This window comes from Rhodococcus sp. NPDC049939 (assembly GCF_040656415.1).
GTDB lineage: Bacteria > Actinomycetota > Actinomycetes > Mycobacteriales > Mycobacteriaceae > Rhodococcus_F.
In genome coordinates, this window is record NZ_JBFAMC010000001.1 from 267,977 (window position 1) to 294,701 (window position 26,725).

Genomic DNA, 26,725 nt, shown 5'->3' on the forward strand with positions numbered 1-26,725 from the left:
ATGAGTGGTCCGGGGGCGGGAAGCGGGGAGCGCTTCCCGCTTTCGGCTGCGCAACGGGCCATCTGGTTCGCTCAGCAGCTCGATCCTCGAGTCCCGATCTCCGTCGCGCAGTATGTGGAACTGAAGGGCGATCTCGATGTCGACCTGCTGCGCCAGTCGAACGTTGCGGTCGGCCGTGAGTTCGAGTCGCCGTTCCTGAAAGTGGTGGACGTGGACGGGCAACCGTTCCAATACGTCGACCACGACATCGATACGTCCATTGCCTTTGTCGACTTTCGCGGCGATCCCGACCCGGTGGCGTCCGCGCACGCTTGGATGGATTCCGACTACGCCCGGCCGCTCGATCTCGCGCTGGATCGTCTCGTCGAGACCACGATCCTGTGCATCGGAGATTCTCATTACCTGTGGTACAGCAGGATTCATCACGTAGCTCTGGACGGCTACGGCGCAATGACGATGGTGCGACGTATCGCCGACCACTACACGGCTGAGATCGAGGGTCGTGAACCGGACTCGAGTGTGCCGGCGGATCCGCGGAAGCTGTACGAGCTGGATCGCCAGTATCGATCCTCCAGCCGGTTCGCCACGGACCGTGAGTACTGGGCGAGCAGGGTCGAAGGGCTTTCCGGGTCGAGTCTGGGCGGGCCCCCGGCGCCTGCAGTGGCCAAGAGCAAGCTGGTAAGCACCTCTCTCTCCGACACGGCGGCGGCCGCGAGTTCGGCCGCCACCATCATCGCGGCCTTTGCCTGCTACCTGTCCCGCATGACGGGAAAATCCGATGTGCTCGTAACTATTCCGGTGTCCGCGCGAACGACCGCGCTGCTCCGCAACTCCGGCGGGATGATGGTCAACGTCGCCCCGCTCGCCGTGCATGTCGACCCCGACGACACGGTCGGCGACCTGGTGTCACGGGTGCAACGTGAGCTCGTTGGCGCGTTGCGCCACCAGCGGTGCAGCCTCGACGACATCCGCCGCGACGTCGGTGAGGTCAGAAGTGCCCAGCTGTTTGGACCAATGGTCAACGTGATGCTGTTCCATCAGACGGTCACACTGGGTTCGCTGGAGGGTGAGTTCAACATCGTGACATCCGGGCCTGTCGAGGACTTGCTGGTCAACGTCTATCAGAGCGGCACACCGGAAAGGCTCTACGTCGACTTCCGTGCGAATCCGAATCGATACGACGACGCGGACTTGTATGACCACCATCGGCAGTTCGTCGAATTGCTCGAAGAACTTGCCATCGCCGACCCGAGCGCTCGGGTAGACAGCATTCACGAGATCAGTGCCCGCGCGGGCCGACGACTGGTGCAGGAGGCGGCTGAAGTCGAGTATTGGCGACAGAAGCTCGCCGGCTTGCCTGATCTCCTGCCGCTACCGACCGAGAAGCCACGGCCTGCGCGGTTGTCTGCGGAAAGCGATCGAGTGTCAGTGCGGATGCCGGGCGACTTGCACCGCCGCATTACCGCGGTGGGCGAGGAGACCGGCACCAACGCGGGCACGGTGTTCTTGGCGGCGTTGTCGATCCTGTTGGGCCGGGTAACCGGGAGTGACGACATCGCCGTCGGAACGAATGTCGACGGAGCAGGCCGCTCGGACATAGTAGTGATCCGCACCAGGTATTCGGGCGACGCGTCGTTCCGCGACTTCCTTGTGCACGTAGATACTGTCGCCACCGAGGCCCGAGCCCACACTGGTGTTCCGTTCGAGCGGTTGGTGCGCGAACTCGATGTCTCGAGATCGGACGCCTACGCGCCCATCGTTCAGGTGTTCCTCGACACGCGCACCTCCGGCACCCGAGCCCCGCCGCTACCCGGGCTCGACGTTTGCGTGTCGGTGCCGGAATCCGTCGACGGTTCGGGTAGGTCGGTGGGCGCGACCATCGAACTCGTTTTCGCCACGGATTTGTTCGGAGCCAAGGCTATCCGTGCCTCGGTCGAGCGTTTTCGGTGCATTCTCGAGGCGATTGCCGCCGATCCGGATGTCCGAATCGGGGATATCCCGATTCTCTCCGATGCCGAATGGTCCGCACTGACACCGGTACTCGGCGGGTCGGGCCGCTCCACGCGGACCTTGCCCGAAATCTTCGCAGGTGCCGCATCACTCGACCCCGGGGCAACTGCTCTGTCCCAGCAGGAAGAGGAGATTTCCTACGCCGACCTGGACCGGTGGTCCACACAGGTCGCGCGACTGCTGATCGAGCGCGGCGTGGGACCGGAGTCCTTTGTCGCACTGGCACTGCCGCGATCGTTCCGCTCGGTGGCCTCAGTCTGGGCGGTGGCGAAGACCGGGGCAGCCTTCGTGCCCGTGGATCCAAACTATCCGGCCGACCGAATTGCCTACATGCTCAATGACTCCGGTGCAGCATTGGGTTTGACGGAGCAGTCGATGCGCGCCGGCCTTCAAGACTCGATACCGTGGACGGCCCTGGACGACCCGGACTTTCGGGCTGCTTGCGCAGCACAGTCCGATGCACCACTCACAGACGAAGATCGCGTCCGGCCATTGCATCTCGACAACGCCGCGTATCTGATCTACACGTCGGGTTCGACAGGGCAACCCAAGGGCGTGACGGTCACCCACCGCGGCTTGGATAAGTTCGCGAAGGATCAGCAAAAACGATTCGGGGCGACGAGGTCGTCGAGAACCCTTCACTTTTCGACTCCGAGCTTCGATGCGGCGATGTTCGAGTATCTGCAGGCATTCGGGGTCGGTGCCACGATGGTGGTCGTGCCGCCGTCGGCTTACGGTGGTGCCGAGCTTGCCGACCTGTTGCGAACCGAACGTGTCACCCACGGGTTCATCACCACGGCGGCGCTGGGCACGATCCCGCCCGATGAACTCGAGCACTTTCTCGACGTCGTCGTAGGCGGCGAGGTCTGCCCACCCGAACTGGTCGACAGATGGGCACCGGGACGTCGGTTGTACAACGCTTACGGCCCGACCGAGACCACGATTATGTCGAACATCAGCGTGCCGATGGCTCCAGAGGACCCCATCACACTGGGTGGGCCGCTGCGTGGCGTCGAAGAATTGGTGCTCGACGACCGGCTGCATCCTGTTCCTATCGGCGTTCCGGGTGAGCTGTACATCGCGGGTGAGGCGCTGGCTCGTGGATATCACCAGCGGCCCGGTCTGACAGCGACGCGGTTCGTGGCCGACCCGTACGGCCACGGACGCATGTACCGGACGGGCGACATCGTGCGGTGGCGCCCCGATCGCACTCTCGAGTACCTGCGGCGCAGCGACTTCCAGGTCAAGGTACGCGGCTTCCGGATCGAGCTGGGCGAGATCGACGCGATGCTGCAGGCACAACCTGAAGTGCGGGATGCCGTCACAATCGGGAGAGCGGGACCCTCCGGCGACACCGTCCTGGTCTCCTACGTCGTCCCGTCGAACGGTCAGCCGGTCGAGACGGCCGAACTCCTACGGCGAGCACGGAGCAGGTTTCCCGCCTACATGGTGCCCGCTGTGGTCATGGTATTGGACGAGTTTCCGCTCAACCCCGTCGGGAAACTGGACCGGGCAGCGTTGCCGGAACCGAAGTTCCTGTCCGAGGAAGCCTCGTTCCGGGCACCGACCGGGCCTGTCGAGGAGTCGATCGCCCAGGTCTTCAGAGAGGTTCTCGGGGTGGAGAGGATCGGCGTCGACGACAGGTTCTTCGATCTCGGCGGAAACTCGTTGGTAGCCACTCGGGTGATCGCGCGCGTCAATGCGTCGCTCGGATCGGATGTGGGTGTACGGGCGTTGTTCGAGGCGCCAACTGTGGAACAGTTGGCGGCCTACATCCAACGACACGGCCCGCATCCTGAGAGCAGACCGCCACTCGTTGCGGGCGAGCGGCCTGACCAGGTGCCACTATCGCTGGCGCAGCAGCGGATGTGGTTCATCAATCAGTTCGACACATCGTCGGTGGCCTACAACATTCCCATGGCCGTGCGCCTCACCGGCCCCCTGAACGCGAAGACACTGCAGGCCGCGGTCGCCGACGTGGTAGAGCGGCACGAATCGTTGCGTACCGTCTATCCCGTCACCGAAGATGGCCCATGTCAGGTGATTCTCGATGCGAGGCAGGTGGTTCCAGACCTGACTCCGCACGTCGACGGGGACGAATCGCTGAACGACCGGATAGCACGGTTGCTCGCGGACGGGTTCGACGTGAGTGCGGCCGTCCCCCTACGTGCTGTGCTGTTGTGGACCGGCCCGGATGAGCACGTGCTCGTGATCGTGGTGCACCATATCTCGGCTGACGGGGCGTCTCTGATGCCGCTGGCCCGGGATTTGATGGTTGCCTACTCGGCGCGCCGGGCAGGTACCGAACCGAACTGGGAACCGTTGCCGGTGCAGTATGCCGACTACAGCGTGTGGCAACGTCGGCTCCTCGGAGACCCCGACGACCCCGCCAGCCTGATGTCCCGGCAACTGGGTCACTGGCGAAATGTCCTCGCCGATCTTCCCGAAGTGAGCGACCTTCCATTGGACCGGAGGCGCCCGCCCGCGCGGTCACTTCGAGGCGCGTCCGTGCCGTTCACGATCGATGCTGGGCTGCACCGGAAACTACTGGCTCTCGCACGTGGGAACAACGCGACCTTGTTCATGGTGATGCACGCGGCACTGGCCGTGCTGGTGTCGCGGGTGTCGGGATCGGGTGACGTGGCCGTCGGTACCCCGATCGCGGGGCGTGGTGAGGCGGCGTTGGACGACCTCGTGGGGATGTTCGTCAACACATTGGTGCTTCGCACAGAGGTGCACTCCGCTGCGGCGTTCGTCGATGTATTGGCCCAGGTGCGCGAGTCCGACCTCGACGCGTTCGCGCACACCGAGGTTCCCTTCGAGAGTGTCGTCGACGAGTTGGCTCCAGTTCGGTCGACGTCACACTCGCCGCTGTTTCAGGTGCTACTCGAGTTCCAGAACACTGTGCGCGCACACCTCGAACTACCGGGCCTGACCGTCGATACGGTTGACGTGGACCCCAGGGTCTCCAAGTTCGACTTGCAGCTGTCGCTGGCGGAAGACTACGACGAAAACGGCTCTGCCGCTGGAATGTCGGCGTCCTTCATGTACGCGACGGATGTGTGGAACCACGCAACGGTGGAAGCACTTCGCGACCGCTTCGTTCGGGTGCTTCGGACAATTGTCGACCGACCCGCAGTGGTCGTGGGCGATATCGCGGTCCTAGGCGCGGTTGAGCGCGACCTGCTCTTGTCCCAGTGGCACCGCGAGGGGATCTGGTCCGGAGAACGGACATTGGTCGAGCTGTTCGCGAAGGTGGCCGCGCAGACCCCGGATGCTACAGCGGTGGTGTGCGGCGACGAGACGCTGACCTATGGGGAACTCAGCCGGCGGGCGAACCGCCTGGCACGGTTGCTGATTTCGCGTGGTGTGGGAACCGAGTCGCTGGTCGCAGTGGCGATGGACCGCACGCCGAGTCTGATCGTGACATTGCTGGCCGTGCTCGCTGCCGGCGGTGGATATGTACCGGTCGATACTGGATACCCTGCTGAGCGAGTGGCGGCGATGTTCGAGGACGCGCAACCGGTATGCGCGGTCGTCAGCGCGGAGTTTGCGGCGCTGGCGCTGAGTGACATTCCGTTGGTGGTCATCGACGATCCGGAAACCGATCGAGCCGTGGCGCGGTTCTCCGGGCTGCCGGTGACAGACTCCGACCGGTTACGGCCCCTGCGGCCGGATGCCGTTGCGTACGTGATCTTCACGTCGGGGTCCACCGGTCGTCCGAAGGGCGTACAGGTATCCCACCGGAGCGCTGTCACGTTGCTGGCGAACACCCGTGAGCTGTTCGAGTTCGACTCGTCCGATGTGTGGACGCTCTTCCATTCGTACGCTTTCGACTTCTCGGTCTGGGAACTGTGGGGCGCCCTCGCGTACGGAGGCCGGCTCGTGGTGGTCGACTACTACACGGCGCGGTCACCGGATTCTTTCCTCGAGCTACTCCGCAAGGAGAAGGTGACTGTACTCAACCAGACCCCGACTGCCTTTTACCAGTTGATCGAGGCCGACAGGGCGGCGAGTGCCGTGGAGGATTCCACCACGGCATTGTCGTTGCGTTACGTGATCTTCGGTGGTGAGGCTCTCGACTTCGGTCAGTTGGAGCGGTGGTACGTCCGCCATGGTGACCGAGATCCCCTACTGGTGAACATGTACGGCATCACCGAGATCACCGTGCATGTCAGCTTCCTCGCGTTGAACCGTGCGCTGGCATCGGCGATGTCGGGTTCAGTGATCGGTGTAGGACTGCCAGGTCTTCGGGTGTACGTCCTCGACGATCGGTTGCACCCGGTGCCTCCCGGAGTGGTGGGCGATCTATACGTGTCGGGTGATCAGGTGGCCCGCGGCTACATCGGCCGGTCCGGCACGACCGCAGCGCGTTTCGTCGCCGATCCGTTCACTGGCAGCGGATCAGGCGACCGAATGTACAGGACGGGCGACGTCGTCCGATGGGACACGCAAGGTCGTCTCGAGTACATGGGCCGCAGTGATTTCCAGGTGCAGTTGCGCGGATTCCGCGTGGAGCTGGGCGAAGTGGAGGCGGCCCTGACCGCGTGCGCGGGAGTCGCACAGTCGGTGGTGACCATTCACGGTGGAGATCGGGACGGCGACCGGTTGGTGGGCTACCTGGTTCCACAGGAGGGCGCCGATGTCGACGTGTCGGCGGTCCTCGACACGGTCGGGGCGACCGTGCCCCCGTACATGGTGCCGGCGGCGGTAGTGGTCCTCGATGCACTGCCTCTGACGATCAATGGCAAACTTGACCGGAAAGCCCTACCGGAACCCGATTTCGGGATGTCGACCGTCGGGTTCGTCGCCCCGCGAAACCCGGTCGAAGAGATTGTCGCCACGGTGTTCGCCGACCTGCTCGGCATCCACCGAGTGGGAGCTGACGACAGCTTCTTCGCGCTCGGCGGGAACTCGCTGACCGCGACCCGGCTCATCGCCCGCGTCAATGCGGCCGTCGGTGACCGCCTCGGGGTGCGTGACGTGTTCGACGCCCCGACCGTCGCCGCCCTGGCCGCCCGTGCCGAGGCCCGCCGAACGCCGGGGTCTTGGCGGATGCCTCCATCCCCGAGGGAGCGGTCACGAGAGGTGCCGGTGTCGCTCGCACAGCAGCGAATGTGGTTCATCAACCAGTTCGACACGACGAGTTCGGCCTACAACGTCGCGATCGCGCTGCATCTGACGGGGACACTCGACGCACAGGCGCTGGAAGCAGCCGTGGCAGACGTGGTCGAGCGCCACGAATCCCTTCGCACCATTTTCCCTTTGACCGATCGAGGTCCGCAGCAGGTGATCCTTCCGGTCGGCGAGGTGGCTTCGGTCCTCGATCGGCACGCAGTCGTCCCGGATGATCTGGACGCCCAGATCGACCGCCTGCGCTCGGCGGGGTTCGACGTGACCACGCAGGCGCCGGTACGAGCCCGCCTGTTCATGCTTGGTCAGAGTGAACACGTGTTGGCAGTGGTGGTGCACCACATTGCAGCAGACGGCTTTTCGATGACTCCGCTGGCCAGGGATCTGCTGTCCGCGTACACGGCGCGGCATCGCGGGTCGGCACCCGACTGGTCTGCGCTTCCGGTGCAATACGCGGACTACACACTGTGGCAACGAGACTGGCTCGGTGACGAAGACGACGACAGTTCGCCGCTCGCGAATCAGATCGCCTACTGGGAGAAGACTCTGGCCGATCTACCCGACGTGCTGGACTTGCCGACTGACCGGCCTCGGCCGTCGGCGCGGACCCTCGAAGGTCGGAGGGTCTTGTTCGAGATCGGTTCGGATCTCCACCGGGGTGTCGTGCAGGTGGCCCGCAGACACGGGGCGACCGTGTTCATGGTGCTGCACTCCGCGTTGACGGTCCTGCTGTCGAGGCTCAGCGCGTCCGAGGACGTCGCAGTTGGTACTCCGATCGCGGGACGCGGTGAAGTCGAACTGGATGATTTGGTCGGCATGTTCGTGAACACCCTCGTACTCCGTACGCGCGTCGACGGCGCCCGTGCGTTCACCGAACTCCTCGAGGATGTCCGGGAAACCGACCTCGGGGCGTTCACGCACGCCGATGTCCCGTTCGAACGTGTGGTGGAGAAACTGCGCCCATCCCGTTCGACGGCATACTCACCACTGTTCCAGGTAATGCTCGAATTCCAGAACACCGAGCGCCCTGAGGTGGAGTTGCCGGGCCTGCATGTCGAACCACTCGACCTTGCCTTCGACACGATCAACTTCGACCTGCAGTTGACCTTGCGGGAGAACATCGATGAGGACGGCACCCCCGCGGGTATCAGCGCGGCACTCGGGTACGCAACCGATATCTTCGACGAGGACACGGTGGCCGCGTTCGCCGATCGTCTTGTCCGGATCATCGATGCGGTAACCGCTGCGCCAAACGTACAGGTTGGCGATGTCGATGTACTCGGCGCCGACGAACGGGCTGCCCTGCAGGCATTGAGCGCCGGCAACGAACGGCCTTGGCGCATACCGGATGGTGGTGTCGAGGCACGTACATTGCCCCAAGTGCTGGCGTCTGCGGCTGCCGTCGACCCCGAAGCGTGTGCTTTGATATTCGAGGATCTCCGATTGTCCTACCGAGATCTCGACGCCGACTCGAATCGGCTTGCCCGGCTACTGATCGCTCGCGGTGTGGGTCCGGAACAGGTTGTCGCTCTGGCACTGGAACGGTCGATCGAATCCGTGTCGGCCGTCTGGGCAGTGGCCAAGACCGGCGCGGCCTTCTTGCCGATCGACCCGAGCCATCCAGCCGATCGCATCGAGTACATGCTTTCCGACTCGGGCGCGGTCGCCGGGATCACCACGTCGGCGGTACGGTCCGCGCTGCCGGGCAGAGTCTCCTGGCTGGTACTCGACGACCCCGCGACCGACGCCGAGCGGGCAATGTTCGCGGAGACGGCCGTAGACGACACCGACCGCACGTCGGCGCTGCGGATCGACCATCCCGCGTACCTGATCTACACCTCGGGATCGACCGGCAGGCCGAAGGGAGTAGTGACCACACACAGAGGTCTGGGCAATTTCGCTGCGACGGTACAAGGCACCTTCGGCGTTACGCCGTCGACCCGGACGCTGCACTTCGCGTCACCGAGCTTCGACGCCTCGGTGCTCGAACTGATGCTCGCGGTCTCGGCAGGCGCGACAATGGTGATTGCCTCCCCGTCCCTGTACGGAGGCAACGAGTTGGCGGCCCTGCTGCAGCGTCATCGGGTCACCCACTGCTTCGCGACACCAGCGGCGCTCGCTTCGGTCGACCCCTCCGGTCTCGAGGGAGTGCACTGTGTGGTGACCGGTGGCGAGGCCTGCCCACCCGAGCTCGTGGCCCGTTGGGCTCCTGGCCGACGCATGTTCAACGCATACGGCCCGACCGAGACCACGGTGGCGTCCAGCATCAGTGGTCCCCTGATGCCGGGCGAACCGGTCACCATCGGCGCCCCCACACTCGGGTTCACCGAGATGGTCCTCGACTCGCGATTGCATCTCGTGCCGGTCGGGGTTGCGGGCGAGCTGTATCTCGCCGGTCCTGCGCTCGCCCGCGGTTATCACGGTCAGCACGTGCTTACCGCGCAGCGCTTCGTGCCGAGCCCCTTCGGCGTGCCCGGCGGCCGGATGTACCGGACCGGCGACCTCGTGCGGTGGACGGTGGACGGGCAACTCGAATACCTCGGACGTACCGACTTCCAGGTGAAGATTCGCGGGTTCCGGATCGAGCTCGGGGAGGTGGAGTCGGCCCTGCTCGCACACGATGACGTGGCTGCGGCCGTCGCCGACGTGCGCCGGGGCGGGCGCTTCGGAGACTGGTTGGTCGGGTATGTGGTGCCCGAACCCGGCGCCCAAGTCGATCCGCGGGCTGTGCTCGACTTCGTCGGTACCCGGTTGGCGCCCTATATGGTGCCCGCCGCCGTGATGGTGATCGCGGAGCTGCCGGTAACGGTCCACGGCAAGATCGATCGAAAGGCGCTGCCGGAACCAGACTTCGGTGCCGTGGTCACCGAGAGCCGGCCACCGCGAACTGCGACGGAGACAGTACTCGCCGACTTGTTCGGGGAGGTGCTCGGGCTCGAGTCGGTCGGGGTGGAGGACTCGTTCTTCGCGCTGGGCGGCGACAGCATCATGTCGATTCAGTTGGTGGCTCGCGCGAAGGCGGCGGGGCTGATTCTCTCGCCTCGCGACGTGTTCGAGCGTAGAACCGTAGCAGGCCTGGCCGAGGCGGCACACCACCAACGCACCGATGCGGTGGTGCTCGAGGAACTGGCAGGCGGCGGGGTGGGCCCGGTGCCGTTGACGCCCGTTGTCACGTGGATGCTCGAGCGCAGTGGTGGCAGGCTGGATCGGTTCTCCCAATCTGTATTGGTGACTGCGCCTGCTGGACTCACCCGCAAGGAACTCGCCGCCGCCGTCGACGCAGTGCTCGACCGACACGACATGCTCCGCGCACGTCTTGCTGTCGATGAAGACGGACGGTGGCAGATGACGGTGCTGCCGATCGGATCAGTGGCGGCGAACGCGTTGATCCACCGCGTGCCTGTGGCCACGTTCGACGCGAGCGAGTTCCCGGATGTCGCCGCCGCGGAACTCGCGGCTGCTGCCGACCGGTTGAACCCGGCCACAGCAAGTATGGTCCAGGTGCTCTGGTTCGACGGTCCGGCCGGGTTCGGTCGCCTGTTGCTGGTCGCGCACCACCTCGTAGTCGATGGTGTGTCGTGGCGCATCCTGATCGCGGACCTGGCGGCCGCCTACGCCCAAGTCTGCGCTGGACAGCAGACCGCGCTGCCCGGAATCGGGACGTCGATGCGCCGGTGGGCACACGGTCTCACCGACGCCGCAGCCGATCGTCTGGAAGATGTCGAGTTGTGGAAGTCGATACTGGACGGTCCCGATCCGCCGCTGGGCTCCCGGCCACTGGATCCGGCGATCGATGTCGACGCCGCAACGGGCCGCGTCACTGTAGAGGTTCCAGCGAGCGTTACCGAGGTCCTGCTCACCGCGCTGCCGACGGCCTTCCACGGCGCGGTCGGCGACGGCCTCCTCACCGCGCTCACACTGGCGATGATCCAATGGCGGCGGCGGCATGGTGTCGAGACCGACGACGCGCTGATCAACCTGGAGGGGCACGGTCGAGAAGATCACGTTGCGCCCGGCGCCGATTTGTCCCGGACCATAGGCTGGTTCACCACACTCTTCCCCGTGCGATTCGACCTGAACGGTATCGATGTCGACGACGCCCTTGCGGGTGGTGTGGCTGCCGGGGCAGCGATCAAGGCGGTCAAGGAACAGTTGCTCGCGATTCCCGATCGTGGGATCGGGTACGGGATGCTTCGGTACCTGAACCCGAGCACGGCGGCGGTGCTCAGTCGATTCAGGCCTCCTCAAGTAAGTTTCAACTATCTCGGTCGTGTGGAAACGAGTACGGGAGACGCGCCCTGGCTTCCCCTCGAGGGCAGTGCAGACCTGGGCGGAACTCAGAATGATGACATGCCCGCAGCCTGGGTGGTGGACATCAATGCAGCCACAATCACCCGGGGCGACGAATCGGTGCTCACCGCCACATGGTCCTATCCGACCGGTGTGCTGGACGACGAAGAGGTGAAAGAGCTTTCCGGACTGTGGTTTCGGGCGCTCACCGCATTGGCGGGGCACGCGAGCCAGCCCGACGCGGGTGGGTTGACGCCGTCCGATCTCGACCTCGTCTCCATCGAACAGGCGGATATAGACCGGCTCGAGACGGCCTACCCGGCACTCGTGGACATCTGGCCGCTCTCGCCGCTCCAGGAGGGCCTGCTGTTTCACGCGCAACTCTCCGAGTACCACGTCGATGCCTACCAGGTTCAGTTGGTGCTCGATCTCAGCGGCACCGTCGACTGCAGTCGATTGCGCGGTGCTGCGCAGGGAGTGCTCGACCGGCACGCGAACCTACGGGCGGCCTTCGCCGAAACTGCTACCGGACCGGTGCAGGTGGTTCCGGACCGGGTCAGCCCGCCATGGACGGAAATCGACTTGTCCGAGCTCGACGACACCCACCGCGGTGCGGAGCTCGCCGACGTGATGGCTCGAGACCGCGCTGCGCACTTCGACACGACCGAGCCCCCGCTGCTCCGATTCACGCTGCTGCGCACCGCATCCGACCGGTACCGGTTGGTGATGACCCACCACCACATTCTTCTCGACGGGTGGTCGACGCCGCTCGTGATCAAGGACCTGCTCGTGCTGTATGCCACGGGCGGTGACGTCGCGGCGCTTCCGCAGGTCACGCCCTACCGCGACTATCTGAGGTGGATTCGCCGACAGGATCGCCAACGATCCACGGCTGCCTGGATATCCGCTCTCGCCGGTGTAGAGGAGCCGACTCTGGTGGCCCCCGCCGCACAGGCCATGAGCTTCGCCGAACCGGTCGACGTCCGCCTGGATGTGGGCGAGGACAAGACTCGGAAGCTGGAAACGCTCGCCCGTGAGAGGGGGGTGACCGTCAACACCCTCGTCCAGGTCGCTTGGGGGTTGGTGCTGACCACTGTCGGCGGTCGTGAGGACGTGACGTTCGGTGCAACGGTGTCTGGTCGCCCACCGGCACTGGAGGGCATCGAGTCGATGATCGGCCTGTTCATCAACACCGTGCCCGTTCGCCTGCGCCTGCGCCGGGATGAAACACTCGCCCAACTGCTCGAGCGTTTCCAACGTGAACAGGCGGCCCTGCTCGACCACCACTACCTGGGACTCACGGATATCCAGCGTGCCGTCGGCGACGGTGCGGTGTTCGACACCTTGACCGTGTTCGAGTCGTATCCGGTCGACCGAATGGGATTCTCGGCAGACACCGACATCGACGGCATGCACGTCACGAATATCGAAGGGATCGATTCCACCCACTATCCGCTCACACTGATGGCGCACGTCGACACCGGTCTGCACCTGCGTCTTCGCTACCAGCCGAACGTCTTCGAGAGCGAATTCGCCGAATCGGTGGCGGCGCGGGTTGCCCGCGTCATGCAAATCATGCTGACGGGCATCGACACCCCCATTGCGCAACTCACGTTGCTGTCGCAACCCGAACTCGAGGAGTACACCGCGGTCGCCGGCGCACCGGCCGGTCCACCGCTTTGCCTGTCTCAGATCCTTACCGCAGCAGTCGGGGACCGGCCGGATTCGCCCGCGTTCGTCTTCGACGGCCAGGAGATGAGCTACCGCGAACTCGACGAGCGCTCGAACACATTGGCCCGGATGCTCATCGAACGGGGTGCCGGGCCAGAGACATTCGTCGCGCTCGGGCTGGCACGCTCGGCCGAGTCGGTGCTGTCGGTCTGGGCGGTCGCAAAGACGGGTGCCGCGTTCGTTCCCGTGGACCCGAACTACCCCGCCGACAGGATCGATCACATGTTGCTCGATTCGGGTGCAGCGATGGGCGTGACGACATCGGCTCATCGGCACCGGCTACCCGACTCCGTGCCGTGGTTGGTGCTCGACGATCCGACACTCGACGAGGCCCCGGCCGATGCCGACGCGGCATACTCGGTCGGCACCGCCGACGCGGCATCTTCGGTCGGCACCGCCTCCGGGACCCGTGTCACCGATGTCGATCGCCGGTCGGTGCTCGACACCGACCACGCCGCCTACGTGATCTACACATCCGGGTCGACGGGTCGGCCGAAGGGTGTCGTCGTCACCCACCGGGGCCTGGCGAATCTGCTCGCCGAGCAGAACGAGCGCTACGAAATATCCCCGGACGCGAGGTGCCTGAACATCTGTTCACCGAGCTTCGACGTCGCGATCCTCGAATTGATTCAATCGTGCGCGGCGGGTGCGACTCTGGTGATCGCCCCTCCCGATGTCTACGGTGGTCCCGAACTGGCCGCGTTGTTGCGCAGGGAACGTGTCACACACGCGTGCATCACCCCGGCGGTGCTGGCCACCGTGGAGCGTGACGGCCTAGAGCATCTCGAAGTCCTCGTGGTGGCCGGTGACGCCGTCGGCGAAGAATTGGTGACCACCTGGGGCGCCGATCAGGCGATGTTCAACGGCTACGGTCCCACCGAAGTCACCATCCTCACCACGCTCAGCGAGCCGATGTCCCCCGGTGAGCCTGTCACCATCGGAGGACCTGTCCGCGGCCTCGTGCTGTCCGTTCTCGACAACCGACTGCAGCCGGTTCCGGCGGGAGTGTCCGGCGAACTCTACATCGCGGGACCGGGGTTGGCCCGCGGATACCATCGCAGGCCGGGGCTCACGGCGGAACGATTCGTCGCCAACCCGCACGGTTCGGGCCGGATGTACCGCACAGGTGACGTTGTGCGGTGGCGCCGTGACCATACCCTGGAGTACCTCGGACGCAGTGACTTCCAGGTGAAGATCCGTGGCCAGCGCGTTGAACTCGGGGAGATCGACTCCGTCCTCACCAGTCATCCGAACCTCGACTTCGCCACCACTGTCGGCAGGACCGGCCCGCTCGGTGACACAGCGCTGGTCTCATACGTTCTGCCGCACGACGGTGAGGTGGTGGAGTCCCAGGATGTGCTCGAGTTCGTCGGAGAGATCCTACCCAAGCACATGGTCCCCGCCGCCGTCATGGTGCTCGACGAGATTCCGTTGACGCCGGTAGGAAAGCTGGACCGGAAAGCTTTGCCTGCACCGGAATTCGTATCACCGGCGAGGGGGTACCGAGCACCTGTCACCCCGGTGGAGGAGGCCGTCGCGAGTGCTTTCGCCGACGTGCTCGGCGCTGCGCGGGTCGGTGCGGAAGACAGTTTCTTCGAACTCGGCGGCGACTCTCTCAGTGCCACCAGGGCCGTCTCTCGGATCAACTCCGCCCTTGACGCCGCGATCGGCGTGGCAGCACTGTTCGACGCCCCCGTGGTGGCTGACCTCGCGGTTCGGATCGAATCCGAACAGGGAACAACGACGTCGGTGGCGCTCGCCGCGCGACCGCGGCCCGAACGGATACCCTTGTCGCTCGCGCAGCAACGAATGTGGTTCGTCAACCAGTTCGATACTTCTTCACCCGCTTACAACATCCCGATAGCCCTGAGACTGTCCGGTGCCCTCGATCGAGACGCCCTGAGTGCGGCGGTGGGCGATGTCGTGGAGCGGCACGAGTCTCTGCGAACCGTATTTCCGGGTTCGGTGGATGGACCGCACCAGGTGATCGTCGATCCCGGACAGGCAACGCCACCGCTCGAGTCGCTGGTGGTCTCGGATGACAGGGACCTACGGGATGCGCTCTCAGCCTTCGCTGCCACCGGCTTCGATGTGAGCTCTGAGATTCCCTTCCGGGTGACCTTGCTCGAAACCGGTTCGGACCAGCACGTTCTGGCAATCGTGGTGCATCACATCGCGGCCGACGGGTTCTCCATGATGCCACTGGCACGGGATCTCATGCTCGCATATACGGCCAGGACGATGGGGGAGACACCCGGCTGGAAGCCGCTATCGGTGCAGTACGCCGATTACAGTGTGTGGCAACGAGATTTCCTCGGTTCCGAGGACGAATCCGGTTCCGTGATCTCGAGGCAACTGGCCTACTGGTCACGCACCCTCTCCGAAACTCCGGAGGTGCTTGCGATCCCGGTCGATCGGCCTCGACCATCCGAGCGGTCGTATCGTGGCGAGGTCGTGGAATTCACGGTGCCGACCGGTCTGCACGGGGAGCTCGACAATCTGGCGACGAAGCACAATTCGACACTGTTCATGGTGATGCACGCTGGATTCGCCGTTCTCCTGTCGCGGCTGTCTGGCTGCGACGAGGTCACCATGGGAACTCCGGTCGCAGGCAGGGGTCAGGCGGCGCTCGACGATGTGGTCGGCATGTTCGTCAATACCCTGGTGTTGCGGACACCGGTGGACGCGCGGGCGTCGTTCGGTGAGGTATTGAAAGCGGTCCGAGCTGTGGACCTCGGCGCATTCGAGCACGCGGACATTCCCTTCGAACGACTGGTCGACCACCTCGCTCCCGAGCGGTCCACCTCGCACGCGCCGCTGTTCCAGGTGCTGATCGAGTTCCGGAGCGCGCAGGGTCCCCGCCTCGAACTGCCCGGACTGATCGTCGACTCTGTCGACGTAGACCTCGCAGTTGCGAAGTTCGACTTGGAGTTGAGTCTCGAGGAACGCGTCGACGTGGACGGCGCACCGGCGGGGATTGTCGCAGGCCTACGCTTTGCGACGGACGTCTTCGATCGCGAGACCGTGGTTCGCCTCGGAGAGCGGTTCATGCGGGTACTCAGGTCGGTGACAGCTGCCGGAGACCTGCCGGTGGGTGACATCGAGATCCTGGACCGTGCGGAGCGTGGTCTGCTCTTGCCGCCGCCTGCCGCCAAGCCTGTCGAGTCGGCCGCAACCCTTCCCGAACTCTTCGAGCGAGTCGTGGATCGTTGCGGAGGAGCGAAGGCCGTCGTCTGCGAGGGTGTCTCGCTGACCTATGACGAACTCGATGCGCGGTCGAATCGGTTGGCGCGGTTGCTGATCGCACGGGGTGCCGGCCCCGAGACCTTGGTAGCGGTGGCGGTCGTCCGGTCGGTCGATCTGGTGGTGGCGATTCTCGCGGTGGTGAAGGCCGGCGCCGGCTACCTGCCGGTCGACGTCACGTATCCGGCGGAACGGTTGGAGTTCGTGTTCGCCGACGCACGTCCGGTATGTGTGCTGACCACCGAGAGCGACGCCGACGCTGTCCGGTCGAGTGGAGTTCCGATACTCGTGATCGACACCCCTGCCGTGGCTGCCGAACTCGAGCGTCAATCACCCCAGCCGGTCTCCGACATGGACCGGACGGGACCGATGCACCCGGATGCGGTTGCCTACGTGATCTACACCTCCGGGTCGACGGGGCAGCCGAAAGGCGTTCAGGTATCGCACCGCAATGTTGCGACTCTGTTCTCCAGTACCCAGTCGCTGTTCGGATTCGGCCAAACCGACGTGTGGACCATGTTCCACTCGGCAGCGTTCGACTTCTCCGTCTGGGAGTTGTGGGGCGCGCTGGTGCACGGTGGCAGGTTGGTAGTGGTGGACTACTTCACGACGCGTTCACCGGACACTTTCCTGCGGCTCCTTCGTGACGAGAAAGTCACCGTGCTGAACCAAACGCCCACCGCGTTCTACCAACTCGTGGAGGCAGACCGGAAGTCGGGCGACGGCGAACTCGCTCTTCGCTACGTCGTGTTCGGCGGGGAGGCGCTCGACCTCGGGCAGCTGACCCGTTGGTATACACGGCACGCCGACACTGCACCGGTCCTGGTCAACATGTACGGCATCACCGAGACGACGGTGCACGTCAGCCATCTTCCTATGGACGAGCAGCTTGCGGCGGAGGCGTCCGGGTCCGTGATCGGCCGGGCGATTCCCGGCCTGCGGGTGTATGTGCTGGACTCGCGTATGCACCCGGTGCCTGCGGGGGTGGTGGGGGAACTCTACGTTTCCGGCACGCAGGTTTCGCGCGGGTACCTCGGCCGGTCCGCTCTCACGTCGACACGGTTCGTGGCCGACCCGTACAGATCCGGCACCCGAATGTACCGGACAGGCGACCTCGGCCGTTGGGACAAGGACGGACGCGTCGAATACCTCGGCCGCAACGACTTCCAGGTGCAGCTGAAGGGATTCCGGATCGAACTGGGTGAGGTGGAATCCGCGCTGCTCGCCTGCGAAGGGGTGGCGCAATCGGTGGTGCTGTCGCGCAGTGAGCGACTGGTGGGCTATGTGGTGCCGGAGACCGGCCGAATTCTCGACCCGGTGGCGATCATCGATGAGGTCGGTGATCGTCTGGCGGCGCACATGGTTCCGGCCGCAGTTGTGGTACTCGACGCGCTGCCGCTCACCGTGAACGGCAAACTCGACCGCCGCGCTCTCCCCGAACCGGACTTCGGACAACGAGTGTCGCAGACCAGAGCGCCGGTGACCGAGGCGGAGCGAATCCTCGCCGACCTGTTCGCCGAGGTGCTCGGTCTCGAATCGGTAGGCGTGGACGACTCGTTCTTCGCCTTGGGTGGCGACTCCATCATGTCGATCCAGCTCGTCACCCGAGCGAAGGCATCCGGCGTCTTGATCACTCCGCGTGACGTGTTCGAGCGCAAGACGGTCGCCGCGCTGGCGGAGACGGCGAGGACGGGGCAGGAGGCGGTTACCCTCGAGGAGTTGCCGGGCGGCGGGGTCGGTGAGCTTCCGCTGGCCCCCATCGTGCACTGGATGTTGGACAGGGGTGGCGATTTCCGGCGGTACTCTCAGACCGCCCTGTTCACCACACCCGCCGATCTCGATGGGCGGATCTTGACGGAAGCTATGCAGGCGGTCCTGGACCGGCACGACATTCTGCGCTCGAGACTGCATCGCAGCGACCGGTCCGAACGAGGCTGGTCGATGGCGGTGCAACGGCCGGGCTGGGTACGCGCGTCCACCGTGGTGCGGACGGTACCCCTCGACTCCGAGGAGTCGTTCACCGATACCGCACAGCGCGAACTCGAGTTGGCGGCAGACCGTCTCGACCCGGAGTCGGGTGTGATGGTGCAGGCAGTGTGGTTCGAGAACAACGAGTCTCCGCAGGCAACGGGCCGGTTGCTGATCGTTGCTCACCACACCGTGGTCGACGGGGTGTCCTGGCGAATTCTGATCCCAGACCTAGCCCTCGCGTGCGCGCGGGTGAAGTCGGGAGAGGCGCCTGCCCTGCCCGTTGTAGGGACTTCGATGCGCCGGTGGGCGCATGCCCTCACCGATGCGGCGCAGGAACCTGATCGAAAAGCCGAGCTCACTGCGTGGCGGCGAATGCTGGACGCACCCGACCCGCTGTTGGGATCACGGCCTCTCGTCTCTTCCGACCGCCAGACCTCGAAGGTCGAGGTCCGGGTTCCCGCAGACGTGACCGAAGTCCTGCTGACCTCGCTTCCTCGAGCCTTCCACGGCAATGTGGCAGACGCGTTGCTGACAGCCCTGGCGCTGGCGCTCGTGCGCTGGCGGCGGATACGCGGGATCGAATCCTCCGATGCTCTTGTGAATCTCGAAGGACACGGCCGCGAGGAGCAAGTGGTTCCGGGGGCGGATCTGGTCCGAACAGTCGGATGGTTCACCACGATCTTCCCCGTGCGCCTCGATCTCGGTGCCGTGGACGTCGACGACGCGTTCAGCGGTGGCAGTGCGGCCGGAGACGCGATCAAGTCGGTGAAGGAGCGGTTGCATTCGATCCCTGACCACGGCATCGGTTTCGGTCTCCTCCGATACCTCAATGACTCTACAGCGCAGGAACTTTCGGAATTTTCGAGTCCGCAGTTGAGTTTCAACTACCTCGGCAGGATCGGCGCCGGTCCCGCGACGAACGGTGACTGGATGCCGTTATCCGATGCCGGACTCGATGCGGACGCATACTCGGACATGCCGCTGGTCGCCACGGTCGATGTGAACGCGATGACCACCGAGACCGCAGCGGGTTCCACGCTCGTCGCCACGTGGTCGTTCCCAGTCGACGTGCTCACGGATGCCGACGCCACGGAACTTGCGGGGCTGTGGGTGACGGCACTGGAAGCTCTTGCGGCGCACACCCAGTCGGGCGGCGGCGGATTCACCCCATCCGACCTCGACCTCGTCAGGCTCGGACAGGGCGCGATCGACGACCTCGCGAGCCGGTACCCGGCGATGGCCGACGTGTGGCCGCTGACTCCGCTGCAGTCGGGCATGCTGTTCCATGCCGAACTGGCTGACGAGTCCGTGGACGCATACCTCGTGCAGTTGAGCCTCGATCTCGGCGGGGACGTGGACGCCGAACGACTGCGCCGTGCGGCACGAGCCCTTCTCGACCGGCACCCCAACCTGCGCACCGCATTCGTCCACGATGCCGAGGGCGGAGCTGTGCAGGTGGTATCGCAGACCGTTGCGTTGCCCTATCGAGAGATAGATCTGAGCGGACTCGACAGTGACGCTGCTGCCGCAGAAATCGAGCGGCTGCTGGCCGAAGACCGGACCACGCCATTCGATATGGCGACACCGCCGTTGATTCGGTTCCTCCTCATCGCGTGCCCCGGCGGAACGTACCGGCTGGTCTCGACCAACCATCACATACTTCTCGACGGTTGGTCGATGCCACTGCTGATCCGGGAATTGCTCACTCTGTACGCCACGGATGCAGATCCGTCCCCGCTGCCTCGCGTCGGCGACTACCGCGATTATCTCGAGTGGTTGACCAAGCGCGACCGCTACGAGTCGGCCCGTTCCTGGGCAGACACGCTGGCTGGGGTGGAAGAACCGACGCTGTTGGTCCCCGAGGACCGGGCACGGCGGTTGTCCACGGTCTCGTCGGAGTGGGAATTCGACCTCGATGAGGACCGAACGAACGAGTTGCGCGAGTTTGCCCGTGCGCGGGGGCTCACGCTCAACAGCATTCTCCAAACCGCATGGGGCATAGTTCTGGCGATGCTGACCGGGCGTACCGAAGTCGTATTCGGCGCCACCGTATCCGGGCGACCGCCAGAGCTGTCCGGGATAGAGACGATGATCGGACTGTTCATCAACACTGTCCCGGTGCGCGTCACAGTGCGTCCGGCCGAAACCTTGGGCGCGTTGCTCGAGCGTGTGCAGGCTGAACAGGCGCAGATGCTCGACCACCACTACACGGGCCTCGGGGACATCCAGAATGCCGTGGGAGCAGGCGTCGGCTTCGATACGTTGACGGTCTTCGAGTCGTACCCGGTTGATCGCGCCGGACTGTCGGAGGAGACCGACATCGCAGGCCTGCGCGTGACGGGGGTCCAGGTCCGCGACGCAGCCCACTACCCGCTCAGCCTCGTCGCGTCGGCAGACAAGAGCCTGCACCTGAAGTTCGAGTACGTGCCCGATCTGTTCGACGAGGCCGCGATCGAGAGCATCGCGCAGCGGGTGGTGCGTGTGCTCTCGGCCTGCGCCGGACCCGAAACGACGCTCGCCGAGCTGTCACTGCTCACCGACCGGGAACGAGGGGAACTGGTTCCGGTACGGGGCGGTGAGGGCCGCTCGGTCCGCACGCTCGGTCAGATTTTCACTGACGCTGCGGCAATGGATCCGGATGCTCTCGCACTGCTGTCAGGTGACGAGGAGGTGTCGTACCGCGAACTCGATGACCGTTCGAACCGGCTGGCACGGATGCTGATCGAGGCAGGTGCGGGTCCGGAAACCTCGGTGGCGGTAGGTATCGCCCGCTCGATCGAGTCGGTGGAATGTGTCTGGGCGGTCGCCAAGGCGGGAGCCGTATTCGTACCTGTCGACCCGAACTACCCAGATGAGCGCATCCTGGACATGCTGACCGATTCGGGATGCATTCTCGGCCTGACAACCGCTGAGTACCGTGATCGGCTACCTGGAAGCGTCGATTGGCTGATCCTCGACGACCCGGCTTTCACCGACGAATCGGCGAGCCGGTCCGTGGCACCTGTCGGCGACGACGAACGTCTCGGCCCGGTGACTCTCGACACCGCCGCCTACCTTGTGTACACGTCGGGTTCGACCGGCAGACCGAAAGGTGTCACCGTCACTCATCGCGGCCTCGACAACTTCGCGCGCGAGCAACTCACCCGGTTCGGCGCCGGTCCGGGGTCGCGCACGCTGCACTTCTCGACGCCGAGCTTCGACGGGTCCGTGTTCGAGTACCTGCAGGCATTCGGTGCCGGGGCGACGATGGTGATAGCGCCGACCACGGTATTCGGTGGTGAAGAGCTCGCCCAAGTGATTGGCGACCGGGGCGTCAGCCACGCCTTCATCACCACTGCGGCGCTCGCATCGCTCGACCCGGTCGGCCTGGACGATTTCACCGATGTCGTCGTCGGTGGGGAGGCTTGCCCGCCCGAACTCGTGACCAGATGGGCACCGGGGCGGCGGCTCTACAACGCCTATGGGCCCACCGAGACCACGGTGATGTCCAACATCAGTGATCCAATGGTCGTTGGTGGGCCGATCACCATCGGGGGACCGATCGGTGGAGTCGCGGAATTGGTGCTGGACGCGCGACTACAACCTGTTCCCGTCGGTGTGCCCGGGGATTTGTACATTGCCGGAGCCGGCCTGGCGCGGGGTTACCATCGCCGCGCGGCGCTTACCGCAGAACGATTCGTGGCCAACCCGTCCGAGCCGGGCGAGCGAATGTACCGCACGGGTGACATCGTGCGCTGGACCGCCGAGCACACCATCGAATACGTGGGCCGTAGCGACTTCCAGGTGAAGGTACGCGGGTTCCGGGTCGAACTCGGCGAGATCGACGCCACGGTGACCGCCGATCCCGAGGTTCGATTCTCGGCCACGGTCGCCTGCCGAGGTCCGTCCGGAGACACGCTCCTCGCGTCGTATGTCGTGCCCGCACCGGGATGCACGCTCGAGGCAACCGAGATCATGGACCGTCTCGCGGCGCGGTTGCCCGCCCACATGGTTCCGTCGTCGATCTCGGTGCTGGAGAAGATTCCACTCACCGCGGTCGGAAAGTTCGATCGAAAGGCTCTGCCAGAGCCTGATTTCGGGATCACGACGGCGGAGTACAGGGCGCCGGCCAACCCGGTCGAGGAGACGGTGGCCGAGGTCTTCGCAGAGGTACTCGGCCGGGATCGTGTCAGTGTGGATGCGGGATTCTTCGACCTCGGCGGCAACTCTTTGAGCGCAACCAGAGCGGTGGCTCGTCTGCGCGCCGCGCTCGATACCGACATCGGAGTGCGGGCACTGTTCGAAGCGCCGACGGTCGAGGAGATCGCGGTGCGCATCGAGCATGCCGACGCCGGTCCGGCCGGGCGCCCCGAACTCATTGCGCGCGAGCGCCCGGACCGGATCCCGTTGTCTTATGCGCAGCAACGTATGTGGTTCATCAACCAGTACGACACGAGTTCGTCCGCCTACAACATTCCGATGGTGGTACGCCTCGCCGGGGACCTCGACGTGGACGCATTGGCTTCGGCGATCGCCGACGTCGTGACCAGGCACGAGTCGTTGCGTACACGATTCCCGCTCCGGGATCGCGAACCCGTGCAGGAGGTGCTCGAACCCGAGACGCTGCTGCTCACACCCGCACAGGTCGCAGATGATCACCAATTGCGGGAAGAGTTGACGCGGCTGGTGTCGTCCGGATTCGATGTCACGACCTCTGTGCCACTGCGTATCGCGTTGTACGCCGCCGACGACTCGACGCACGTGCTTGTCGTGGTGGTGCACCACATCTCGGCCGATGGGTTCTCGATCGGACCACTCGTGCGGGATGTGATGATCGCTTACGAGTCTCGGGTACGCGGGTCCGCACCCGATTGGCCGCCGCTCCCGGTCCAGTACGCGGACTACGCACTGTGGCAACGGCAACTGCTGGGCAGTGAAGACGACCCTGAATCGGTGATCTCGCGACAACTGGACTACTGGACGTCCACACTGTCGGGTCTCCCCGAACTTCTGGAACTGCCGACCGACCGGCAAAGGCCCGCCCAGCAGTCGTTCCGCGGAGACCGCGTACGTTTCGCGATCGAAGCTGAGCTGCACCAGAGGATCAGGGCACTGGCACGCCGCTACGGGTCGACCGAATTCATGGTCGTGCATGCCGCACTGGCGATCTTGCTCGGACGACTAGGTGCCACCGACGACGTGACGATCGGAACCCCGATCGCAGGCCGGGGCGATGCCGCGCTCGACGATCTCGTTGGGATGTTCGTCGGCACCCTCGTCCTGCGCAGCACGGTGGAAGCTGGAGAATCGTTTGCCGCACTCCTCGAACACGTCCGGGATGTCGATCTGGGCGCCTTCGCGCACGCCGATGTTCCCTTCGAACGCGTTGTGGATGCCGTGGGCCCGGTGCGGTCGACCGCACACTCACCGATGTTCCAGGTATCGCTGGAATTCCAGAACACCGAGCGCCCCACGCTGCAGTTGCCGGGGTTGACCGTCGAGGGCCTCGATCCGGCTGTGCACGTCGTCAAGGTCGATCTCGAGGTAATCCTCGTCGATCAGCTCGATGCGGACGGTGTCGCCGCAGGCATGTCCGGTGCGATCGACTACGCGCTCGATCTGTTCGACCCCGCGACCGTGGAGAGCTTCGCGGAGAGGTTCGTTCGAATACTCGAGGCCGTCACTGTCGACCCGGACCTCTCGGTGGGCGACATCGAGATACTCGGAGCCCACGAGGTCGCGGGGTTGGCCCCGGCCCGAGGTCCTTCCGACGCACCGGATCTTCTTCTGCCGGAACTGCTGTCGGCGGCGGCGAATCGAGATCCGGACGCGGTTGCGGTGTCGTATCAGGGACGGCCGATGTCGTACCACGACTTGGACGTGGGATCGAACCAACTGGCACGCAGGCTGATCGAGATCGGTGCGGGGCCGGGCAAAGCGGTCGCGGTCAGCGCCGCGCGGTCCACCGAGTCGGTATCGGCCGTTTGGGCGGTCGCCCGGACCGGCGCGGCCTTCCTGCCGGTCGACCCTGGATATCCGCTCGAACGGATCGAGCACATGCTCTCCGACTCCGGTGCGGTGTCGGGCGTGACCCTCCGTGCGCACAGAGATCGGCTTCCCGACAGTGTGAACTGGGTCGTAATCGACGACGCCGATGAGCAACAGCGGATTCATGAACAGGCCGGCGACCCGGTCACCGATTTCGATCGGATCGTCCCGCTACGAGAGTTGCATCCCGCCTATCTCATCTACACCTCCGGATCGACGGGGACCCCTAAAGGTGTGGCGGTCACACACCGTGGCCTGGCGAACCTGGCCGCCGAGGAGCGTGACCGCTTGGCGGTGACACCCGAGTCCCGAATTCTGCACTTTGCGTCACCGAGCTTCGACGCATCCGTCTTCGAACTCGTCATGGCGTTCTGTGCTGGTGCGACGCTGGTGATCGCGCCGCCGACGATTCTCGGTGGTTCAGAACTCGCCCAGATGATCGGCGAGGAGCAGGTGTCCCATGGGTTCGTCACCCCCACCGCGTTGGCCTCGATGGATCCACGCGGGTTCGAATCGCTGCGGTCTCTGGTGGTGGCCGGCGAGCCGTGCTCGCCCGAACTCGTCGCCCGATGGGCTCCTGGCCGCCGGATGTTCAACGCTTACGGGCCGACCGAGACCACGATCATGTCGAACATCAGCGACGAGCTGGTACCCGGCGAAGCGATCACGCTCGGCGCACCGACGCGGGGTATCGCGGAGGTGGTGCTCGATTCCCGTCTGCGCCCCGTCCCCGTGGGCGTCGTGGGTGAATTGTATGTGTCGGGGCGCGCCCTGGCCGACAGGTATCACCGTCGGCCCGCGTTGACGGCATCGCGGTTCGTGGCCTCGCCGTGGGGTGCGCCGGGAGAGCGGATGTACCGCACCGGCGATGTCGTACGGTGGCGCAGCGATGGAACTCTCGAGTACGTGGGCCGCAGCGACTTCCAGGTAAAGATCCGCGGCTTCCGTATCGAGCCCGGGGAGATCGACGCGGCGCTGCTCGATCATGCCGAGGTCGAGTTCGCGGCCACGATCGGCAGGGTCGGTCCCGCGGGTGAATCCTTGCTCGTCTCCTATGTGCGCCCGGTCGACGGCGCGAGCATCGAGACCACGGACCTTCTCCGAGCGGTCGGGCAGCGACTGCCCGCCCACATGGTGCCTGCGGCGATCGTCGAAGTCGACGAGGTTCCGCTCACCCCGGCAGGCAAGCTGGATCGCCACGCGCTGCCCGCACCCGAGTTCCTCTCGGGTACCACGTACCGGCCACCAGCCAACGCTCTCGAAGAAGCGATCGTCGATGTGTTCGCCGAGGTACTCGGACTGGAGCGAGTGGGCGCCGATGACAACTTCTTCGAGCGGGGCGGTAACTCTCTCCTCGCGACGAAGGTGTCGTCCGGCCTGCAGGATCGGCTGGGGCGGAAGATCCCGTTGCAATGGATTTTCCTGGATGCGACACCGTCCGGGCTGGCCCATCGAATCGAACTGCCCTCCGCGGAGGGCGGCGTCGAGGAAGCCCTGGCCGTGGTGATCCCATTGCTTTCCGAAGGCGACGGCCGCCCGTTGTTCTGCGTACATCCGGGGATCGGACTGTCGTGGGGGTACGCCGGATTCGTGCCGTACCTGCCGAAGGGCCGCCGTGCGTTCGGGCTGCAACTTCCCGCGATCAGTGGCGAGCCGCTATCCGAATCGATCGAGGAACTCGCGCACCGATACGTTCGAGAGATCCGGGCCATCCAGCCCGAAGGGCCCTATGACCTGCTGGGGTGGTCGCTCGGCGGGGTCATCGCCCACGCCATGGCTGTAGAACTCCAAGAGGCCGGAGAACAAGTGTCGACGCTCACCCTCATGGACAGCTACCCGGAAGACGGCGTGGAGCCGATATTCGGCAGACTCGGAATGCATGATTTGCTCCTCGGTCTGGGTATCGATACCAACATTCCGGACAGCGAGTTGACGTACGAGCGTGCTGCCCGACTGCTGAACGAGACGTTCGGCATCGACGATGGCGTGACGGCTGCTCATCTGGAGCGGATCAACGCGGGGTACGAGAATTCGAGGCAGTTGGTGCACCGGTTCGTCCCCCGTGTCTTCGAAGGGGATGTGCTCGTCTTTTCTGCCTCGCGCGATGAGGACGAAACGAGCCGAGAAGGTCAGCAGAACTCCGAAACAGCCATGGCCAGAACACGATCTGCGCACGAGTGGCGGCCGATCGTGACCGGGCGAATCACTGAGCACAAGGTGGACTGCGGGCACAATCAGATGATCGAACCGCGCTCCCTCGCGGTCATCGGGCCACTACTCTCACGGGCACTCACCGACCGCCGCTGAACTGGATGATTCG

Annotated in this window: 1 protein-coding gene; it reads left to right on the forward strand. The window is 64.9% G+C overall.

All coding sequences use genetic code 11. The features are described 5' to 3' along the window. Entirely contained in the window at positions 1–26,712 is a 26,712-nt protein-coding gene (locus tag AB0I57_RS01240; RefSeq protein WP_358333008.1) for a non-ribosomal peptide synthase/polyketide synthase, read from the forward strand. Positions 26,713–26,725 lie beyond the last annotated feature (13 nt).